Origin of the sequence: Bradyrhizobium sp. AZCC 2176 (genome assembly GCF_036924645.1) — a bacterium.
Lineage (GTDB): Bacteria > Pseudomonadota > Alphaproteobacteria > Rhizobiales > Xanthobacteraceae > Bradyrhizobium.
On the sequence record NZ_JAZHRX010000001.1, the window covers coordinates 2908733 to 2929376 of the forward strand.

Here is a 20644-nt window from a genome sequence, read left to right on the forward strand (position 1 = left end):
GCCTCCCAACAGCGCTGATCATTCGATATCGATGGTGATGCCGCTGAGTTTCCACTGGCCGTCGGAGGGGATGAACCCGAGCTGGTACTTCACCTTCTTGGGGCTCGTGTCGAAACGGCCCTTGAGGCGCAGTACGCCCTTCTCGTCGATTTTGGCTTCCTCCTCGGGAATGACCGGGCTCGCGACGATCGCGTCGAACACGGCGTGCTTCTCGACCAGGTCCTTGAAAACGGTCCGCAGCTTGTCGGGCGGAAACTGATCGCGGAACGGCTTTGAAATCTTGGCGTGCAGAACCGTGAAATTATCCGAAGCCACCGCGTCGTTGAGCGTCACCAGAATGCTCTTGATCAGCACTTCCTGGACAAAGGAGCTCGGCATATCCAGCGCGTGCGCCTTGATCGAGGAGGCCGCAACCAGCAGTGCCACGGCGACGGCCCATCTGAAGCGTGCCCAATATCGCATCGGACGACCCCATCGACCTGCGATGGCATCGGGGTCAGCCCGACCCAGCGTCCGAACGGAACCTCATCCATCGCGGCGGCAATTGTCTCACAGTTGCGGAAACGGTTCTACCGTCCCTGCCGATCTACACAGGAAGCTGGCGGACACCTTGCGGCGGGGTTGCCAATTACCGGCTGGCGGTTTCTCCCGGCGCCTGCGCCTTGATGGCCAGCGCATGGACGGACCCCTTGAGTTCCACTGCAAGCGTCGCATTTACCATGCGATGGCGTTCGACCCGGCTCTTCCCTTCGAAGGCCGGAGATACGATATAAACCCTGAAATGCGTCTCGCCGCCCGGCCTGTGGCCGGCATGGCCTTCATGCAGATGAGATTCGTCCGCAACGTCGAGGCTTTCCGGCAAGAAAGCTTCACGCAACTTGTTTATGATAGCGTCTTTGGTGCTCATGATGACGGCAGATAATTCTGCATCAGCTTTCCGTCAATGGCGCCGTCGAAGAGAGGGATTCGCAATGTCAAGACTTGAAGCCGCGGGCATTGCGTAGTCAAAGTCAGCCATGCCGATTGATTCATCAAAGTTCTTCGATTCCATTCGCATCAAGCCCAACAAGCTGAGCGCGAAGCAGCAGGCGCAGGCGCGCGAGGAAGCCGCCATGTGCGAATGGGCGGGTTGCCAGAACAAGGGGCCGCACCGCGCGCCCAAGGGCCGGGAGAATTCGCGGGAGTACTGGCACTTTTGTCTCAACCATGTGCGCGAATACAACCAGTCGTACAATTTCTTCCAGGGCATGAATGCCGATGCCGTCGCGCGCTATCAGAAGGATGCGCTGACCGGCCACCGCCCGACCTGGAAGATGGGCGCCAACACCGCCGGCAAGAAGGGCAAGCAGGCTGCCGAGGATCTCGAGGGCGCCGCCGATCCGTTCAGCATGTTCTCCGAGCTCAACGGCCGTGGCCGCTGGCGGCCCGGCCCGGGCGCGCAAGCCAAGACAGAAACCCGGAAAGTCATGAACGCCGAGCGCAAGGCGCTGCAGGTGATGGGGCTTTCCGCCGAAGCGACCCTTGAGGACGTCAAGGCCAAGTACAAAGCGCTGGTCAAGCAGCACCACCCCGACGCCAATGGTGGCGACCGCTCCACCGAGGACCGCCTGATCGAGATCATCAAGGCGTATAATTATCTGAAGACGGTCGTGCGCGGCGCGTAGCTCGTCCTGTAGCTCGGATGGAGCGCAGTTACCCCGGCATCGCCCCGATATAGGCCGAACTCGGCCGGATCAGCCTGCCACCACGCTGCTGCTCGCGGGCGTGTGCGGTCCAGCCGGCGGCGCGGGCCACGGCAAAGATCGGTGTAAACGCCTGCCGCGGGATTTTCAGCGCGTCGAGCAGGATCGCCGTGAAGAACTCCACATTGGTGTCGAGCGGCCGATCCGGATTCTTTTTTCGCAACGCGCTGCGGATATAGGCCTCGACCTCACTCGCGAACGGCAGATCGGTGCCGTCACCGGCAAGCCGCTCGATCGCGCCCTTCAATACGTCGGCGCGGGGATCGCGGACGCGATAGACGCGGTGGCCGAATCCCATCAGCCGCTCGCCGCGGGCCAGCGCGCTGTCGACCCACGGCTTGATGCGCTCGGTGGAGCCGATTGCGTCCAGCATTTCCAGCACCGGTTCAGGCGCGCCGCCATGCAGCGGCCCGATCAGCGCGCAATAGCCGGCGGTGACGGCTGCGAACAAATCCGCCTGCGTTGAGGCCACCACGCGCGTCGTGAAGGTCGACGCGTTCATGCCGTGATCGCACACGGTGACGAAATAGGCGTCGAGTGCCGCGGCTTCCCGCGCGTCGGGATTGCGGCCGAGCATCATCGACAGCGTGTCGGCGGCATGGCTCGCCGTTGGATCGGGTGCGACGGGGTCGTTACCCCTCATGCGCTGAACCAGGGCGCCGGCGATGACCGGAAACGCGCCGACGATCGTGGCCTCGTGCGCCAGCCCCGCTTCCGCACGCAGCCCCGCGACTGCCGCGCGGAATCCGTCGACGATCGATAGGCCGCGCGTGATGCCGAGCAGGTCCGGCAGCCGGGCGAAGGCGCGTTCGCGACCCGTACCGAGGGCGGCGCGCACGGCGGCTTCGCCGACCGGCTGGCCGGTTCCGCCGCTCCAAAGCCGGGCGGTTACACCCTCAAAGCCGGTCTTGCGGGCGAGATCGCCGACCCTCTCGCCGGCGATGATCAGTTCGCCGCGCTCGCCATCGACATGGCTGAGCACGGTTTCGGCGGCGGGAATCCCGTCCAGGCCGATCGGGGTCTTCGAAAGCTGCATATTCATGAAGGCTCTCCTTTGTCCTTGTCGCCAGCAAAGGTCGGGTCCCTCGACAGATTGATCAATCTTGATTATGTAAATCAATATGAAAAAATCCTCCGGCCTTTACCTTTCGGCCCGCGAGGCCTCCGCCGAACTCGCGATCTCGCAGGCAACGCTCTACGCCTATGTCAGCCGCGGGCTGATCCGCTCGGAGCCGTCGCAGGATTCGCGCAGCCACCGCTACCGGGCCGAGGACGTCCGCACGCTGAAGGAACGGCGGACGCCGTCGCCGGAGCCACGGGGCCTGCGCAGCTTCGACGCCGATCTGCCTGTCATGGATTCGGCGGTCGCGACCATCACCGAGGACGGGCCGATCTACCGCGGCGTCAACTGTGTCGACCTCGCCGAGCGCGACACGCTCGAACATGCCGCGACGCTGCTATGGGACGTCACCGGCGTCGATCCCTTCGAACAGGATAATTGCCCGGTTGTGTCGAACGAAATGCGCGCCGTGGCTGAGGCTACACGCGGGGCCAATGCGATCGATCGGACGATCGCTGTGCTGGCGCTGGCGGCGAGCGCCGATCCGCGCGCGTTCACCCGCGCGCCCGAAGGCCGCGCCATGCTCGGCGGACGCATCATGCGGCTGGTGGTCGCGACCATGCTGAACGCAAAGTCGTCGGCAAAGCCGCTGCATCTGCAGATCGCACGCGTCTGGGCGCCGGAGCACAAGCACGCCGCCGATCTGATCCGCCGCGCGCTGGTGCTGTTGGCGGATCATGAATTGAACGCCTCGACCTTCACCGTGCGCTGCGCGGCTTCGACCGGCTTGAATCTCTACGACGCTGTTATCGCCGGCCTCGTCGCGCTGAAGGGCCCCAAGCACGGCGGCGCCGGCGTGCTGGCGGCGCAGCTTCTGAAGACGCTCGCCAATGGCGAGGTCGCCCCCGTCATCCGCGAGCGCGTCGCGCTCGGCGAACGCTTCGCGGGCTTCGGCCACGGCGTCTACAAGCATGGCGATCCCCGCGCGCGGGCGCTATTGGAAGCGCTGGCGCGCTCTGGCGCTGACCGCAAGCTTACCCACGAAATTCCGGAGCGCATCGCGGAGGCGACCGGCGAGTTCGTCAATATCGATTATGCCCTCGCGGTGCTCGTGCACACGCTCGGCCTGCCGCCCGGCCATGAACTGGTGGTGTTTTCCATGGCGCGAACCGTCGGATGGATCGCGCATGCCTGCGAGCAATTGCGGCACGGCCGGCTGATCCGGCCCCGCGCCCGCTATGTCGGCCCTGCGCCGGGACGGAGCCCGGTCCGGGCCTGACGGCGGCGCAGCTTCCAGACGCCGAGCGCGATGATCGCCGATGCGAACACGGCCACTATCCATAGGTGTTTGCCGGTGTGCTGGTGGTGCGGCAGGCCGGCATATTCATGCAATGCCGAGATCGCGAGCACGCCCGGCAGCACATGCGCCAAAGCCCAGGCGAGTACGGCGGGAATATTGACGCCGAAGAAAACCATCGGCGGCATCCCGAGCGCACCCGCCGTCACCGGCACAAAGGCGCGGATCGGCGGCACGAAGCGGGCGAACAGCACAGCCAGCGTTCCCCAGCGGTGGAAGAACGCCTCGCTCTGCGCCATCACGGCCGGATATCTCGACATCGGCCAGGCGCCCAGAATTTCGCGTTGCGAGCGATGGCCGGTCCAGAACGCCGAGCCATCGCCGAGCACGGCGCCGCCGATCGCCGCCGCCAGCACGCCCCACAGTTTCAGTTCGCCGCCGGGCACCAGCGCGCTCAGGGCCAGGATGATGGTCGAGCCCGGCACCAGCGCCCCCACCACCGGGATCGCCTCCAGCAGGGCCGCGAGAAATAGCGTCACGTAGGCCAGCCATGGATGGGCCGAAACCAACGCAATGACGGGATCGAGGAATGAAGTCACAATCGTACTGTCCGGTAGGTGGGCCGCCTGAACTCAGCTACCAAGCCCGGACGGGAGCTGGAAGTGCCGCGGATCTCCGGTTTTGAGCCCGGCAGCGTGATCAAGCCGGCAAAAGTGCGGCGTGATTCGCAGGGCAGCCCTCCAAAAACCTGATACACGACCTATCTCAATGATAAGGCAATGGAACTTTGATTGCGCCGCGGGCTTCTGCCGGCCCTTGCTCTCTGCTAGGTTTGTATTAGCCCCCATCCGCAGCCATTCAACAGATCTGGTTTCGGGAACGCCCGGGACCTCGGAGGATTGATGACGACCGCCGCCATGAGCAAAGTTACGGAGCCCGCCGGCTTGCCCGACATGAAGGTGTCGGTCCGGCAGGTTTTCGGTATCGATAGCGATCTCGAAGTGCCGGCCTATGCCGAAGTCGACCCGCACGTGCCGGAAGTCGATTCGGATTATCGCTTCGACCGCGCCACCACGCTCGCGATCCTCGCCGGTTTCGCCAAGAACCGCCGCGTCATGGTCACCGGCTATCACGGCACCGGTAAATCGACCCACATCGAGCAGGTCGCCGCACGGCTGAACTGGCCCTGCGTGCGCGTCAACCTCGACAGCCACATCAGCCGTATCGACCTCGTCGGCAAGGACTCGATCGTCGTCAAGGACGGCAAGCAGGTCACCGAATTCCGCGACGGTATTCTGCCTTGGGCGCTGCAGCACAATATCGCGCTGGTGTTCGACGAATATGACGCCGGCCGCCCCGACGTGATGTTCGTGATTCAGCGCGTGCTGGAAGTTTCCGGCCGCCTGACGCTGCTGGACCAGAACAAGGTGATCAAGCCGCATCCGGCGTTCCGCCTGTTCTCGACCGCCAACACGGTCGGCCTCGGCGATACCTCGGGCCTCTATCATGGCACCCAGCAGATCAACCAGGGCCAGATGGACCGCTGGTCGATCGTCACCACGCTGAACTATCTGGCGCATGACGAGGAAGTCGAGATCGTGCTTTCCAAGGCGCACCACTACCGCACCCAGGAAGGTCGCGACATCGTCAACAAGATGGTGCGTCTCGCCGACCTCACGCGCAACGCCTTCGCCAACGGCGATCTGTCGACGGTGATGAGCCCGCGCACGGTGATCACCTGGGCCGAGAATTCCGAGATCTTCGGCGATATCGGCTTTGCGTTCCGCGTCACCTTTCTCAACAAGTGCGACGAACTGGAACGGCCGCTGGTGGCCGAATTCTATCAGCGCTGCTTCAACGCGGAGCTGCCGGAATCGGCGGTCAACGTGGCGCTCAGCTAGTTGTCGTCCCTGCGAACGCAGGGACCCATGCGCCGTGACGTCTCAGTAGTGCGACGGAGCCAGAGTTTGAACACAATGATCGCCGGTGGTTATCTGTCCCTGCTTTCGCAGGGACGACGGCGGTGAGGTGGTAATGACGACGTCGAACTCCAAATTCCGTACCGGATCCAAGGAAGCTCCGACCGAGCCGTTCAAGCGCGCGGTGACCTCGTGCCTGCGTGCCATCGCAAGGGCGCCGGAACTGGAAGTAACGTTTGCCGCCGAGCGCCCGGGTTTGGCGCCGGGCAAGGCGCGGTTGCCGGAGCCCGCCCGCAAGATGACCAAGCGGGATGCGGCGATCGTGCGCGGTCACTCCGACTCGATCGCGCTCAAGCTCGCCTGTCACGATCCCAAGGTGCACCGCAAGCTGATGCCGGGAAATCCGCAAGCCCGCGGCGTGTTCGAGGCGGTGGAGCAGGCGCGCGTCGAGGCGATCGGGTCGCGGCGGATGTCAGGCGTTGCGAAAAACCTCACCGCGATGCTCGACGATCATTTCCACCGCGGCAAATACGACGAAATCACTGACCGCGCCGATGCGCCGCTGTCGGACGCGCTGGCGATGCTGGTGCGCGAACGGCTGACGGGGCTCGCGCCGCCCACCGCTGCCAAGAAGATGGTCGATCTCTGGCGGCCGGTTCTGGAAGACAAGATCGGCGCCCGGCTCGACAAGCTCAGCCGCGTCACCGAAGACCAGGCGAAGTTCGGCGATCTCGTGCACGACCTGCTGTCGGCGCTCGATCTCGGCGACGACCGCGATGCCGACGCCGATGATGACGAGAACGACGACGAGAATCAGGACGGCGAGAGCGACCAGTCCGGCGCCGAGGGCTCGCCCGATTCCGACGCGGCGCAGGAAATGAGCGCTGACCAGGCGCAGGCGTCCACCGACGAAATGTCTGAGAGCGCGATGGAGAGCGCGCAGGCCTCCACGTCAGATACATTCGACGACGGCGAGCTCGGCGACGACGAGACGCCGGGCGAGGCGACGCGGCCGAATACCCGCCACGCCAACGAGCCGCGCGGGCCGGAATATCACGCCTTCGCGCCGAAGTTCGACGAGGTGATCGCCGCCGAGGATCTCTGCGACCATGACGAGCTGGAGCGCTTGCGCAGCTACCTCGACAAGCAGCTCGCGCATTTGCAGGGCATCGTGGCGCGGCTCGCCAACCGGCTGCAGCGCCGCCTGATGGCGCAGCAGAACCGCGCCTGGGAGTTCGACCTCGAGGAAGGCATCCTCGATCCGGCGCGGCTGTCGCGCGTGGTCACCGATCCCTATCATCCGCTGTCCTTCATGCACGAGAAGGAAGCGACGTTCCGCGACACCGTGGTGACGCTGCTCCTGGACAATTCCGGTTCGATGCGCGGCCGCCCGATCACGGTGGCGGCAACCTGTGCCGATATTCTCGCGCGCACGCTGGAGCGTTGCGGCGTCAAGGTCGAGATTCTGGGCTTCACCACCCGCGCCTGGAAGGGCGGGCAGTCCCGCGAGGCGTGGCTCGCCGCCGGCAAGCCGGCCAATCCCGGACGGCTGAACGATCTGCGCCACATCATCTACAAGTCTGCCGATGCGCCCTGGCGGCGCTCGCGCAAGAATCTCGGCCTGATGATGCGCGAGGGCCTGTTGAAGGAGAACATCGACGGCGAAGCGCTGGATTGGGCGCACAAGCGGCTCTTGGGCCGGGCCGAACAGCGCAAGATCCTGATGATGATTTCGGACGGTGCGCCGGTCGACGATTCCACGTTGTCGGTCAATCCCGGCAACTATCTTGAGCGGCACCTGCGCTACATCATCGAGGAGATCGAGACTCGTTCGCCGGTCGAACTGATCGCGATCGGCATCGGTCACGATGTCACGCGCTATTACCGCCGCGCCGTCACCATCGTCGATGCCGAGGAGCTCGGCGGCGCCATCACCGAAAAACTCGCCGAATTGTTCAGCGAGACCCAAGGCGCCGCGCCCGCCACCACGGGCCACCACCGGCCGCGCCGCCTGCATTCGTGAGAGCATGCGTCCGCTCATAGGCCGTCGCCGCCTTCTGAAATATGTGGCGGCGGGGCTTTCGGTGGCGGCCGCGTCTGGGGCGGCGCTGGCGCAAACGGCCGTTCAGCGGCCCCCGAAGAAGACCGTTCCCGACGAATTCTCCGTCACCACGCCGGTCTCGATCGAGGTCAATGCCCGGCCGCTGCCCTCGTTCGACACCCGCGACCGCTCGCGCCTGCGGTTTGGCGAGCTCGAATATCGCAGCGGGCTCATTCTGACCTCGCGGTTTCGCGGCTTCGGCGGATTGTCCGGCCTGCGGCTCGACACCAAGGGCGAACGCTTCGTCGCGATCAGCGACAAGGGAGGCTGGTTCACGGGGCGCATTGTCTACAAGGGCCGCGAGATGACCGGGCTCGACGACGTCGAGGCCTCGCCGATGCTCGGTCCCGACGGCAAGCCGATCACCTCGCGCGGCTGGTTCGATACCGAGGCGCTCGCGCTCGACGGCTCGCTGGTCTATGTCGGCCTCGAGCGCGTCAATCAGATACTGCGCTTCGACTTCGCCAAGGGATTTACGCGCGCGCATGGCGAATTGATTCAGTTGCCGCTGGGCGTGCGCAAGCTGCCCTACAACAAGGGAATCGAGGCGCTTGTGGTGGCGCCGAAGGGCTTGCCGCTGGCGGGAACGCTGATCGCGATCTCCGAACGCGGGCTCGACGCGCAGGGCAACATCACGGGCTTCCTGATCGGCAAGACGCTGGGGCTGTTCAGCATTCGCCGCACCGACAATTTCGATGTCAGCGATGCGGTGCTGCTGCCGTCCGGCGGGCTGTTGCTGCTGGAGCGCAAATTCTCATGGCTCGGCGGGGTCGGCATCCGCATCCGCCGCTTTGCGCTCGCCTCCATCGTCCCCGGCGCTGTCATCGACGGGCCTTCGATCTTCGAGGCCGATCTCGGCCACGAGATCGACAACATGGAGGGCATCGACGCCCACGTCACGCCGGAGGGCGACACCGTGCTGACGCTGGTTTCCGACGATAATTTTTCGATGATCCAGCGCAATCTGCTGCTGCAATTCACGCTGGTGGAGTGACGGTCTCGGGCGGCATGGCCAACGATGAATCGCCCGGCAGGGTTGCAGCCGGCGCGGGTTGAGCGGCGCCGAGCGGCTCGCTAGACATTGAGGGGTCGCTTTCCCTCCGGTCCGGATCCCTTAGCCCATGAGCGCTTTGTTTACCCCGATCAAGCTGCGCGGCCTTGACCTTGCCAACCGCATCATGGTGGCGCCGATGTGCCAGTACTCGTCCGTCAACGGCGAGGCCAATGACTGGCACTTCACCCACATCAACTCGCTGGCGCTGTCGGGGGCTGCGATCTTCTGCATCGAGGCCACCGCGGTGGAGGCGACCGGCCGCATCACGCCGGGCTGCCTCGGCCTCTATAACGACGCCACCGAGGCCGCGCTGAAGCCCATTCTCGCCTCGGTGCGCAAGCGCTCGAAGGCCAAGGTGATGATCCAGCTCGCGCATGCCGGCCGCAAGGCCTCGAGCCACACGCCGTGGGACGGTGGGCAACTGATCCCGGCGTCTGAGGGCGGCTGGCGGGCGGAGGGGCCCTCGGCGATCCCGCACAAGGAGAGCGAGCCGCCGCCTGTGGCGTTCGACGCGGCGGGACTGAAGCGCGTTCGCGAGGCCTTCGTCGCGGCGGCCAGGCGCGCCGAGCGGCTCGGCATCGACGCCATCGAGCTGCACTCCGCGCACGGCTATCTGCTGCATCAATTCCTGTCGCCGATCGCCAACCGGCGCACCGATCAATATGGCGGCTCGTTGCCAAATCGCATGCGCTTTCCGCTCGAAGTGTTCGACGCGGTGCGCGATGCGTTCCCGGCCGAGAAGCCGGTCGGCATTCGCGTCTCCTGCACCGACTGGGTCGAGGGCGGCTGGGATATTGAGCAGACGCTTCAATTTGCGCAGGCCTTGAAGGGCCGCGGCGTCGACTGGATCGACGCGTCCTCGGGCGGCGTGTCGCCCTTGCAAAAAATTCCGCTCGGCCCCGGCTACCAGGTGCCGTTCGCGCAGGCGATCCGCGAGGCGACCGGCCTTCCCACCATCGCCGTCGGCCTGATCACGGAAGCCAGGCAGGCCGAGGAGATCATCGCCTCCGGCAAGGCCGACATGGTCGCGCTGGCGCGCGCCATGCTCTACGACCCGCGCTGGGGCTGGCATGCGGCGGCCGAACTCGGCGGCGAAGTGTTCGCCCCGCCGCAATACTGGCGCTCGCAGCCCTCGACCCAGAAGGCGCTGTTCGGTGCCACCACGTTCGGGACGCGGTAGCTTGTCATTCCGGGATGGTGCGCCAGCACCAGACCCGGAATCTCGAGCTTCCGGGTTCGATGCTTCGCATCGCCCCGGAATGACTCGTCCCTCAATGCGGCTTCGGCGGTGCATCGGCGGCGCGGACTTGCCAGAATTTCAGGAGGCGGCGGGCGTTTTCGACCGTCAGTCTGGCGTATTGCTCTTTGGCTTTCGACAATTCATGGCGGCCGATGCTGCCGGAGGCGAAGCGGCTGTCGAGCACGGCGGCGACGGTTTCCCAGTTCAAGCCGGCGACGCGGCAGGGGATCAGCACGCCGTCGTCGCGCAGGCTCTGCATGACGGGGCGGATCACCTCGAGGCTCGAGCCTGACAACTCGGCCAGCGCTGCAACCGTCTCGGCGTATTTCCGCGCTTTCGCGAACGCCAACAGCGCCGGCTCGTTGAGCTTGCCGTGCTTGGCGAGCGCTGCGACGAAGCGACGGGCCGCAGTGAAATCGCGCGTGCGCGACATTTCGCGGTTGGCGCCGGCAGAAGCAGCCGCGATCGCGTTCCGGATTTCCTCGAACAGATGCGGCGGCGCGCGCGACAACAGCCGGGTGCGCACGGCTTCGGTGGCGCTCTTCAATAGCTCGTTGCGCTGCTCGGCCGGCAGGTCGACGCGAATGCCGGTCTCGACCGCCAGATGAGGATCGCTTTCCGCCTGCTTCAGCACGATGGCATAGCCCGAGGCCGACATCCGCGCGCCGGGATTGGTGACCAGCCGCAGGCTGACGGAAGGGTAATGCCGCTTCAACAGCGCGTCGGTGACGACCTCGGTCAGCCACCAGCGCCCGGAGATCGCCAGCAGATGCTGCTCGCCCTTGCTCTCGGCCAACTCGACCAGATCCTCGGCCGACAGCCGCGCCGATTCGGTCAACACGGGCCGCGCGATCGAAATCTCGTCATTGTGCGCGAGGCGGCGGACCACGGCGGCCGGCGCCTGCTTGATCGAGGCGAACTGCGTGCTCATTTCGGCGAGCGCAATGCGCGCGGAAACATCGGCCAGCGCGCGCAGCTCGATGGTCCGGATCAGCCGTTCCAGCACGTCGCCGAACAGCTCGATCTGCTCGCCGGAATAGCCGTCGGCGGACTCGAGAAACAGGTCGGTGACCTGTCTCAGCGTATCCAGATGTTTTTCCGTCGAGCCGGCCTTGATGGCCGCCTCGACCTCCTCAGTGATTGATCGTTCCAGCATCGCTCGTCCTGAGCGGTTGAAGCCAGTTCTGGCAGCAGAGCGTCGAGAATAGGGTTGAGAGTTGAACGATCCGTAAACCATTTGGGTCGCGCGTGGGCTGGAATGGGGCGGCAAGATTGCGGGGGGTGGTCGGCCAGTGGCCGAGTGGTCTGCCGCGGCCCATCTACGTCATTGCGAGCGAAGCGAAGCAATCCATGCTGCGGCACACAGAAAGAATGGATTGCTTCGTCACTTCGTTCCTCGCAATGACGCGGATACAGTTTCGCATTCTCGCGGCGCGAATTGCGCCCGAGCTTTGCTCAAATTCTTCACCCCCAAAACGAGAGGGCGCAGGGAATGCCGGGTGCTTGCTGCACCCGCGGTCTCGTGTGCAATGTAGGTAGAAGTGCGCACACGAGCATACAGGTACAGCCGGGGCACGCCGGCATTCCCTGCGCAGTGGTTTTACGGCTTATACCGCGCTCTCCCTGGAGACGAATTCCTTTTGCCTCCATCGCCGGCGGATTGAAGGCTTGGCGAAACCCGGTTGGATTTCTCAAAACCTCCGCCGGCTTGACACCAGCAACGGGTGCCAGGACCACACGGCTTTGCCGTCCGCGCACATCGCGTTCGTCGGCGCGCGGCCCTCGCTCACAGGCCAAAAGCCCGCCCTGCGAAAACCTCCTTGCGCGCCCGCGCTGCCGCGGCCACCGCTCCCCGCACCCAACGTCCGTGACGATCGCGATACGCCCCTCTTGTGGGCGCGGGATGGCGGGAGTTGTAGGGGTGATTTGGGGGAAACGCGAAGCGGAATATTTTTCGCGCGAGGGCTGGACTCGACTTCGCGCGAGACGAAAAGTGATTTGCCCGTCGGGCAGTCACAGACGACGTCACACAGTGATGTGCACGTATGCGACGGCGTTCTTCCCTTCTCCCCTTGTGGGAGAAGGTGCCTTCACGAAGTGAAGGCGGATGAGGGGTTCTCTCTGCGGAGACAGACCCCTCATCCGTCTCGCCGCCGCTTTCGCGGCGTCGATCCACCTTCTCCCACAAGGGGAGAAGGGAAGGATGCTCCGCTCTCTCGCCGTCATTGCGAGCGTAGCGAAGCAATCCACAGCGCGGCATAACGGATCGATGGATTGCTTCGTCGCTTCGCTCCTCGCAATGACGGTGGATGGAGCGACCTGCGCGTCCACAATCTCACGAATCCTCCTCCGTCTCCGCGCTCGCATGCGCAGGCCGCACCGGCATCGGAAATTTCTCGAACTGTTTTGGCAAATTCACCGGCCGGTAGCTCGGCATCGCGTCCATGCGCTGCAGCGCAGATTCGTGGATCACAGCGCCGTCGGGAATCAAGCGTGGTTCGGCGTCGGGGATGTAATAGCCGAAATGGACTTTGCGCGCCGGCCACTCCTTGTAGCTCGCGCTCTTCGGAACGTATTCGAGGATCCACCACGCGCCCGACAGCGAGGTGTGCAGCTCGCCGCGCACATCGGGCGCGACATAGGAGTATGGGCTGCCCTTGCGCTGAATGCCCCAGGCGAGTTGGTTGACATTGGCCTGGTTGACCATGAGTCCGCACTTTGTCGCCTCGTCGATCATCCAGAGCAGCGGATATTTGGAAAGCCCGCTTTGCTTTTCCGGATAGCCGCCGCCGATGTCGGCATGCACGCCGGCGAACCACACCTGCAGGATATCCTGCGGCTCGGCATGCGCATCGTTGAAGCGGTTGTGCTTGAAGGTCTGCGGGTCGTCCCACTTTTTCAAGCGGAACATGCAGCGGCGCTCGTCGATCGAGATCGCCTGCCGGAACGTCTGCACGCTCGGGTTCAGAAGCGTGAACGCCAGCTCCTCCAGGCTCGGCCAATAGAACCGATCGGCCCGCGGCACGATCACGCTCGCGACCGTATCCCAGACGCCGACGAAGCGGATGGTGGGCCAGCGCGCCGAGGTGATGCGCGCGAACTGCGCGGCGTTGTCGAACGCGGTCTGCGGCAGCGGCCCTTGCGCGTCGCCGGTCTCGGTGAGCAGTTTTGCTTCGGCGCGCAGCTTCGGCGCCTCGTCGGAGGAGAACTGCTTGTAGGCGATCAGGCCGCTTCCTGCGAGATTGACCTGCTCCGGCGCGATCAGCCCCACCTTGTGGATCAGCCCCGCCAGCACCCGCACGGTATAGGCGCCGCGGGAAAAGCCGAACAAATAGATCGCATCGCCTTCCCTGTAGTTGCGGACCAGAAAATCGTAGGCCGCGAGCACGTTGTCATCGAGCCCATAGCCGGTGGCTAAGCCCAGGATGGCGTTGAAATCCTGGCGTAGCTTGTGCCACGGATCCGGCCGCTCCAGCGTGCCGACCCCCGGATCGTAATAGACGAGCTGCCGCGGCTGTGTCTTCTCCGTCTTGCGCAGGCAGCGATAGAGCTTCAGCACATTGGAGATGTTCTCGGAAATCTCGTTACCGGTGCCGTCGCAGCAGATGATGATGTTGCGCATGGTGAGGCTCCGCGGTGCTACCTCAGCGAGTATAGCGCAATTTGGGGATTTTGGATGACGCCGTGAGTGCCGGACGTGCCTCGTCCAGGGCATTCCCGGAGGCCCTTGTCAGGCCGCCTCGGTGACCGCGCGAATCTTCAGGTGTACGCCGGTTTCTTCCTGCAGCGCGCCGATAACGCCGAGCAGGTTTTCGGCCGTGGGATTGCCGTCCGGTCCGAACATCCGCATCAGGCTTTTCGGCGAACGCCCCAGCACCTCGCCCAGCCGGTCGAACCCGACCGTGGCATTGATATAGGCCCGCAGCGCCGCGCGGCCCTGATCGGTCTCGCCCTGCAGCAGGGACTGCACCGCCTCCTGAAACAACGCCCTGCGGAACGCAGGCTCGCGCTCCGCCCGTGCCCGCACTGTGTCGCGAAAATTCCGGGTCAGTGGCATGGCATCATCCTTCGCTGCGCTTTCGATATTTCTCATGGGGGCACGACAGATGCCGGCTCTCGCGATGGCGATACGCAACCTAGCTCCTGCCACTACGAACGAACCTATATAGCAAGAATAATTTCGTCAGCCTCGAACCACCCGCTCTCAATCATCTGCATTCGGACTGAAGCGGGCGCGGAAGAATATGCAACTAAGGCGAGACTCCTCTTCGCCCTGCTACAAGTTACATAAAAAAGGCGCCGGGTCCTGCTGATGGCACTGTCACGACCCTCTGCCTCATTTGTGAGGTCGGTGGTTGTTAGCTGCTTTGCTCCGAAAAATTTCTCATAACCGAACATGAAGCCGCGTGCTTCCGCGTCATCCATCACGACCATGACGCGATCAAACTCTAGCCCCTTCACACCTTGATGGGTTCCGAATTCGGCCATGTCAGAAACATACCGCGCATATGGCGCGATCTCAGAGAACGGCGCTTCGAGGAAGCTTTCGATGGCAGCATTCTCTGGAGCCAGTGGATCCGTACTTTCTGCCTCCGCATTCGCCGCGTCTCCCTCAAGAGGGTGCTTGCCCGGAACGAATGCTTTCAGGCTCTCGGGGATCAAAAAGAGATTGTTCTTGGCTACGTAGCGGAGAACTGCACCGCACCTAGGTTCTCCCTTGTCCCACAGCATTGCAAGGCCTTCGGCTGCATCTCGAGCCGTTCGTAGCTGTTCGCTCTGATTGGATGCGTCCTTGATCGTCTGCGCACTGAGCAGAGGCGAAAAATCGCGCATCACCTTTGCGGCTGAAAACTTGTCGCGCTTCTGCTGAGCAATTACGAGGGGAAGAATGTTTGCTGTGAATAATCGGATCGCTGGTAACGTTCCATCAAGAAGCCCCGTCCTGAAATCGTCAATATTGCTGAGCGCTTCAAACACGGTTGCAAATCCCATCCGCTTTGCTGCCATGTGGTGCTCAAGCGTCAGGATTTTGCATTTCTCCCGTTCATTCCAATCGGCGTCTCCGGTCACTGTCGCCATGTGGGATCGTACCGAGCTTTCTAGGGCCGCCTTATCGGCAGCGTCCGCAGGAAACACAAACAATCTGAGGATGCCTTCGATACTGTCCGAACGAGCTTCCTGTGTGTGACTGTCGACCTGGCCGCGAACTTGGTTGATAAGGCGGACTATCCGTTTCGGACAGCGATGATTGAGGCGCTTCGCCGGTCTCGCCCAATCTACGGGAAGCTCTTCTTCAATTCTCTCCTTACCGTCGTTGTAGATCCTCTGCATGGTGTCGCCGATGAAGCCAAGGCTGAACTTCCCAGCATGCGAAGCTTGTGCGATGAGAAGTGCATCGACTATCCGCTTGTTCGTATCTTGGCTTTCGTCGACCAGGAGAAATGGAAACTGATTTACGAGGATGCTTTGCATGAGCGGCTTCTCAGTCAGGAAGCTTGCAAAGATTTCGATAACCTCCGCGTGGTTCAGCGAGCCGCGTTCCTTGTTATCTCCAGTAGGACTGTACGTAAATTTCTTGATTTCGTTGAGACGATTGAGCCGATTGCCCTTGGCTTCGATCTGCGCCAGACGTGCAATAGAAGCCTTGGTTCCGACGCGACCGTTCGCCTCTTGCTGCTGAATCTCCCGAATTTCGCTCTGCAATTCTTTGCGTAACCATTCCCTGATATCCTTATTGAAGCCACTTATCAGGCTCCACGCGAAGCTATGGATTGTGGACACTTGGTATGTAGGATCAAACTTCAATCGTCGCACGATCTCATCGCACGCCGCATTTGTATATGTGATGACGGCGACCCGTTGTCCTCCCAGCCGCATTCGCGCGATGTTTTTCTCTTTGATAAATTCAAGCGCGTGGATGAGCGAGCTCGTCTTTCCCGACCCTGCCCCCGCGTAAAGAAAAAAGCTTCTAGGGTGCTCTAAGTCGAGACATGCGGCGATCTCGCTTTCAACATGATCATCGAGGGCGATGTTCGAATTTGCAATGACTTCACCCATCACGCTGCCTCCGCCGTATTCGGGGTCTCTTCTGGTACAGCGAGGCCGAGCTCTTTTTGTCGTTCGCGAACCTGTCCCGCTAGCCAAAGTAATCCTTCGCGGATGTAAGGTGGTGGCTTTAGCTTACTCGCGTCGTCAAATTCGAGGAGATCCAGGGCAAGCTCGGCCTTGCTGCCAGTCCTTAAACTATCTGAGAGCTTTTCGCTGAGTTCAGCAACCGTTGTGCTTGTCTCAATAGCAGTCTTGAACTTTGCAAAGAGACCCGTACCTTCCAAGTCGCGGAAGAGATCGATATTTTCGTACAAGAGTGCGTCTTCGAGCGTGTTCGCGAGCGCTTCGACCATCGTCTCACCAAATTTGATTTGGACGGGCGACTGATAAGCGACTCGTATCGAGAAGCGTTGATCCGTGTACCTCTTGATCTTGTCTTCCTCCTTTTTGTCGAGGAGATCGTCAAGTGCACTTGCGTTTGGGCACCAGGTGTTGAGGGTCTGGTTCCGGGAAGTTTGATTCGCTCCTCTCTGCGGGCGTACTGATTTGTTGCCGGCGCCCACTGCGTCAAGGTCCGTAATGATAAGGGTTGGTATTGAGAGGCACTCTACGAGTCCGCGCAATCGATGTGCGTGGCTACCGCCAATCTCAAGCCAAGTTATGTAGCATTCCCGAAGGTCTTTGAATTCGGAATGCTCTCGGACAAAGTGGGGAGTAAGAATGCGTTCGGCAGGGCCTTCAATCAATACGGCGGCATCAGCGAAGAAGAGGTCGCAATGCGTAACTTTTAAGTACCGGGTGACGAATCTCTTCGTCTCAGCATTCGTGCCGAAGGCCTTTGAGACGTCGACAACGCAGGAGCTCGGTATCTCTTTCTTGGCCGCGGCGACGCGACGAAAATAGCGTAGGGAGGTGAATTCACACTCGTGCGCGACATGGCTGGAATGTGTGCTTACAACTAGCTGAGTTGTAAATGCTGGGTTCGTACCGAGATCGCGATGTTTACGAAGGATACTGTACGCTTCTCTAATGAAAACTTGCTGCACCTGAGTGTGAAGATGCGCTTCCGGTTCTTCAATGAGTACCAAATGCAACGGCGGTCTGAAGGAACTGGCCGCTACGGCCCGAGACTCTGCCTTGCCGACTAGCATCCATGCGTCGCGATAACTCATCAACCGAAAAACCATGGAGATCAGATTCTGGTACCCCAGACCGTTGGAGCCTTCTGGCAAGTGCAAGGGCGTGCTCTCCGTGCCGTCGTTCATTTGAATCACATAGCGCACGGCGGCTTCGTGATTAAGACCTTCAACAGGACGAAGGCGCGTGGAAATCTCTAGCTTTGGGTCCGTTACGCCCGGGTATCCAAGTTGCTCCAGTTCTCTCAGCGCGGCTTCAAAGCCTTCATTCAAACGTGTATCGAATGCCTTTTGTGCTTGTTCAATCGCCTGGAGAGCTTTCATGTCTTTGCTGTCCGGATTGTCATACGGATCGAGATGCCGATTATAATATCGGCGGAGCTGTTCGGACAGCTTGCGCGTGCCGCTCTTAGCCGAGATTACGCTGTTGTCGTCGTCATCAACTGCGCCCTCTAGCTCATGGCCGAAACCGCGCTGTGCGCTGATTTCGTTGATCTTGATCAGGCCTTTGAAAGGGTCGTCGTCAAGTGCAGTCGCGTCAGCAAGTAGGTCCTGTGGCTTTGCCGCGCCGTGCGCTGGTTCTTGGCGCTTCGCGGGATCCAAGATGTATGCCCTAACCGCGAATAGACGTCCAAGGCGTCGACTGAGAAAGTCGGTAAGATCGTTTGGCCAAAGTGCAACGTCCAGTTTCGCTTCTGCTGGTTGTCCTTCCACAACCGGGCCACCTAACTTGGCTCTTTGGGCGTCTTCGCGCGCCGAGAGGTATTCCTTTTGAAGTGCAGCTGCATCTTTCGGTTCGTACCGCAGTCGAACCCCTAGCTGCCCGCCCTCCCAGTCCAACGTTGGAAGGATCTTCTGAACGTAATGGACTTCGTTATTGTTCACGTGCAGCCAGACATCGAGCGCAGGGATAACTTCTTGCAGGTTCGGCTCCGGCAGTGGCGTACCGTTTTCAATCGCCGCCTCCCAAGCGTTCCCCAGCGCCACGATGGTGGGCCAGTGAGAGACGGTAAAATCGTTCAAGGTGAAGCTCGACCGCTCGTGGTCTACGAGAAAATAGCGCAGAGCAACCATGGCGGAAGTCTTGCCGCTGTTATTTGCCCCGACAAAGACAGTCTTATCTTTGGCGAGATTAACTCGGGTCGAGCGTAGCTTTCGAAAGTTTGCAATTTCTACGAACTCAATATGCATCATCGGCCCCCGATGCCGTAGAACATAAGCTATGTCATGAGCGCAACTAATGGATGCATATATAGAGCCTCTTCACCCGACCGCTGTGATGTTGTCACGATATCCACATACAAAAGCGGCCGGGTCTTTCGACCCGGCCGCTTCAAACTCCGATCCGCCGATTTTAGCTTAGATCTCAGCTCGCCTTCTTCACGAACGCGGGCTTACCCACCTTCTTCTCGATCGCGCGCTTCAGATCCAGCGCCCGCGGCGACAGCACGTCGGCCTTGGCTTTAATGAGGTACGCATCGAGGCCGCCATTGTGGTCGACGCTCTTCAGCGCATTGGTCGAGACGCGCAGGCGCACGTTGCGGGCGAGGGCGTCCGAGATGAAGGTGACGTTGACCAGGTTCGGCAGGAAGCGCCGCTTGGTCTTGATGTTCGAGTGGCTCACCTTGTGGCCCACCTGGGGGCCCTTGGCCGTCAGTTCGCAGCGCCGGGACATTGCAAAATCCTCTTCCATCCCCGCCATAGCAAGCGCATCACGCGCCTCGCGCGGGGGTCCAAAATCGCGTCCATTTCCAGGAACTGCGGTCGTATAGGGGGAGATGGCCATCTGGTCAAGGTTTTTGGGGCGGCCCTTGGCCCCCGTCCGGGGCTCAAGCCCTTATTTTGATGCGTTTTCTTCAGGCGACCAGGAAGTCCGCCCAGGGACCCAGATCCGGGCAAGCCTTGCTTGAAAACGCCATGGGCAGAATCGGCCGGTTTCCAAGGGCTTCCAGCCACTTAAGGGATCATATAAAGGGCGCAATCCCCGCCGACACCATGGCTTTCGTTAAGTAGGCCTTGCGTTAAGTAGGCCTTGGCCTTCCGCAAAACAGGCGGGGGCGAAGCGAGGTCTGATTGAGCGCGGTTTTCGCCAAGCTTGCGCGTTGTTTGCCGGATATTTCTGCCTAAATGAACATCAGCTCGCGCCGATCCCGGGACCATTCATTCGTGACTGCAAAACGCGCTGTTTCACACCCCGCCAAGCTCGTTTTCGGCCTGTGCGCCGCCGCGTTCGTCGGGCTTGCGCCGCAGGCCGCCTCCGCGCAGGGGCGGCTGGATGCGCAATATGAGGCGACGCTGGCGGGCATTCCGGTCGGCAAGGGCGCCTGGACCATTGAAATCGGCGACGACACGTTTTCGGCGTCCGCCCAAGGCGGCACCGCGGGCCTCCTGAAGGCGTTTTCGGGCGGCACGGGCGCGGGCGCCAGCCAGGGCCGCGTCGTCAATGGCGCGCTGGTGGCGAACGCCTATACTGCGACCACCACCACGCAGAAGAAGTCCGAAACCATCCGCCTCGTGCTGGCCAACGGCATTGTGAAGGATTTTTCGATCGATCCGGTGCCGCCGGTCGATCCCGACCGCGTCGTCGTCACGGATGCGCACCGCAAGGGCGTGCTCGATCCCATGACCGGCTCGATGCTGCGCGTGCCCGGCAATGGCGAGGTGCTATCGCCGGATTCCTGCCGCACCGGCGCGGGGATCTTTGACGGACGGCTGCGCTACGACGTCAAGCTCGATTACAAGCGCATGGAAACGGTGAAGGCCGAGCGGGGCTATCACGGGCCCGCGCTGGTCTGCGCGATCTATTTCACGCCGGTTGCGGGCTATATCCCCGACCGCCCCGTGATCAAATATCTCGCCACCGAGCGCCGGATCGAGATCGCGTTCGTGCCGATCGCGGGAACCCGCGTCCTGGTTCCATTTCGCATGACCATCCCGACGCCGCTCGGCCTGGCGATGCTGGAAGCGACGTCGTTTGTGACGAGCGCGATGCCGCCAAGGGTGGCGAAGACGAATTGAGGCTGGAAGCGGGGCGCCCCTTTCTTCCT

At 62.1% G+C, this 20644-nt stretch carries 17 protein-coding genes; 7 read left to right on the forward strand and 10 right to left on the reverse strand.

From position 1 onward, the window contains the following. Nucleotides 1–18: 18 nt before the first annotated feature. The gene (locus V1288_RS13440; RefSeq protein WP_334357486.1) at nt 19–462 is read right to left on the reverse strand and encodes a hypothetical protein; all 444 of its coding nucleotides are present in this window, start codon (nt 460–462) and stop codon (nt 19–21) included. A 166-nt stretch (nt 463–628) separates the two neighbouring features. Continuing rightward, nucleotides 629–907, reverse strand: a complete 279-nt coding sequence (locus tag V1288_RS13445; protein ID WP_334357487.1) for a BolA family protein — start codon at nt 905–907, stop codon at nt 629–631. 109 nt (nt 908–1016) lie between these two features. Between V1288_RS13445 and V1288_RS13450 the strand changes: the two genes are divergently transcribed. Then, complete coding sequence (locus V1288_RS13450) at nt 1017–1664, forward strand: J domain-containing protein (protein WP_334357488.1); 648 nt, start codon at nt 1017–1019, stop codon at nt 1662–1664. A 28-nt stretch (nt 1665–1692) separates the two neighbouring features. On the opposite strand, the gene V1288_RS13455 is transcribed toward V1288_RS13450, so the two are convergent. Then, nucleotides 1693–2784, reverse strand: a complete 1092-nt coding sequence (locus tag V1288_RS13455) for a citrate synthase/methylcitrate synthase (RefSeq protein ID WP_334357489.1) — start codon at nt 2782–2784, stop codon at nt 1693–1695. Nucleotides 2785–2863: 79 nt separating this feature from the next. On the opposite strand from V1288_RS13455, the gene V1288_RS13460 reads away from it, so the two are divergent. Then, nucleotides 2864–4081 (forward strand): citrate synthase family protein, encoded by a 1218-nt coding sequence (locus V1288_RS13460; RefSeq protein WP_334357490.1) that lies wholly within the window; start codon nt 2864–2866, stop codon nt 4079–4081. Here the strand turns inward: V1288_RS13460 and V1288_RS13465 are convergent. After that, nucleotides 4039–4698, reverse strand: a complete 660-nt coding sequence (locus tag V1288_RS13465) for a DedA family protein (protein WP_334357491.1) — start codon at nt 4696–4698, stop codon at nt 4039–4041. The genes V1288_RS13460 and V1288_RS13465 overlap by 43 nt on opposite strands. A gap of 303 nt (nt 4699–5001) precedes the next feature. Here V1288_RS13465 and cobS point away from each other — a divergent pair, with 303 nt between their 5' ends. The 4 genes from cobS to V1288_RS13485 all read left to right on the forward strand — a co-directional run bounded on the left by cobS (nt 5002) and on the right by V1288_RS13485 (nt 10353). After that, nucleotides 5002–6000 carry a cobaltochelatase subunit CobS gene (cobS, locus tag V1288_RS13470; protein WP_334357492.1) on the forward strand — a complete coding sequence of 333 codons (999 nt, stop codon included), beginning with the start codon at nt 5002–5004 and terminating at the stop codon, nt 5998–6000. Nucleotides 6001–6133: 133 nt separating this feature from the next. Further along, nucleotides 6134–8041: a cobaltochelatase subunit CobT gene (gene cobT / locus V1288_RS13475; protein ID WP_334357493.1), complete on the forward strand. Its 1908-nt coding sequence runs from the start codon at nt 6134–6136 to the stop codon at nt 8039–8041. 4 nt (nt 8042–8045) lie between these two features. Beyond that, a complete protein-coding gene (locus V1288_RS13480; RefSeq protein WP_334357494.1) occupies nt 8046–9113 on the forward strand; it encodes an esterase-like activity of phytase family protein in 1068 nt (355 codons plus the stop codon). A 127-nt stretch (nt 9114–9240) separates the two neighbouring features. After that, complete coding sequence (locus V1288_RS13485) at nt 9241–10353, forward strand: NADH:flavin oxidoreductase/NADH oxidase (RefSeq protein WP_334357495.1); 1113 nt, start codon at nt 9241–9243, stop codon at nt 10351–10353. A gap of 91 nt (nt 10354–10444) precedes the next feature. On the opposite strand, the gene V1288_RS13490 is transcribed toward V1288_RS13485, so the two are convergent. From V1288_RS13490 to rpmB, 6 genes are all read right to left on the reverse strand, one after another. Further along, the gene (locus V1288_RS13490; protein ID WP_334357496.1) at nt 10445–11569 is read right to left on the reverse strand and encodes a DUF2336 domain-containing protein; all 1125 of its coding nucleotides are present in this window, start codon (nt 11567–11569) and stop codon (nt 10445–10447) included. A gap of 1179 nt (nt 11570–12748) precedes the next feature. Further along, nucleotides 12749–14035 carry a DUF2235 domain-containing protein gene (locus V1288_RS13495; protein WP_334357497.1) on the reverse strand — a complete coding sequence of 429 codons (1287 nt, stop codon included), beginning with the start codon at nt 14033–14035 and terminating at the stop codon, nt 12749–12751. A gap of 108 nt (nt 14036–14143) precedes the next feature. Beyond that, nucleotides 14144–14470 carry a transcriptional regulator gene (locus tag V1288_RS13500; RefSeq protein ID WP_334357498.1) on the reverse strand — a complete coding sequence of 109 codons (327 nt, stop codon included), beginning with the start codon at nt 14468–14470 and terminating at the stop codon, nt 14144–14146. Between the two features lie 104 nt (nt 14471–14574). Further along, the gene (locus tag V1288_RS13505) at nt 14575–16470 is read right to left on the reverse strand and encodes a UvrD-helicase domain-containing protein (RefSeq protein WP_334357499.1); all 1896 of its coding nucleotides are present in this window, start codon (nt 16468–16470) and stop codon (nt 14575–14577) included. After that, nucleotides 16470–18788 carry an AAA family ATPase gene (locus V1288_RS13510; protein ID WP_334357500.1) on the reverse strand — a complete coding sequence of 773 codons (2319 nt, stop codon included), beginning with the start codon at nt 18786–18788 and terminating at the stop codon, nt 16470–16472. Before V1288_RS13510 ends, V1288_RS13505 begins: the two co-directional genes overlap by 1 nt. 175 nt (nt 18789–18963) lie before the next feature. Next, on the reverse strand, nt 18964–19272 hold the full coding sequence (gene rpmB, locus V1288_RS13515; RefSeq protein WP_334357501.1) for a 50S ribosomal protein L28: 309 nt from the start codon (nt 19270–19272) through the stop codon (nt 18964–18966). Between the two features lie 452 nt (nt 19273–19724). Here rpmB and V1288_RS13520 point away from each other — a divergent pair, with 452 nt between their 5' ends. Next, nucleotides 19725–20615, forward strand: a complete 891-nt coding sequence (locus V1288_RS13520) for a DUF3108 domain-containing protein (RefSeq protein ID WP_442893947.1) — start codon at nt 19725–19727, stop codon at nt 20613–20615. Nucleotides 20616–20644: the final 29 nt, after the last annotated feature.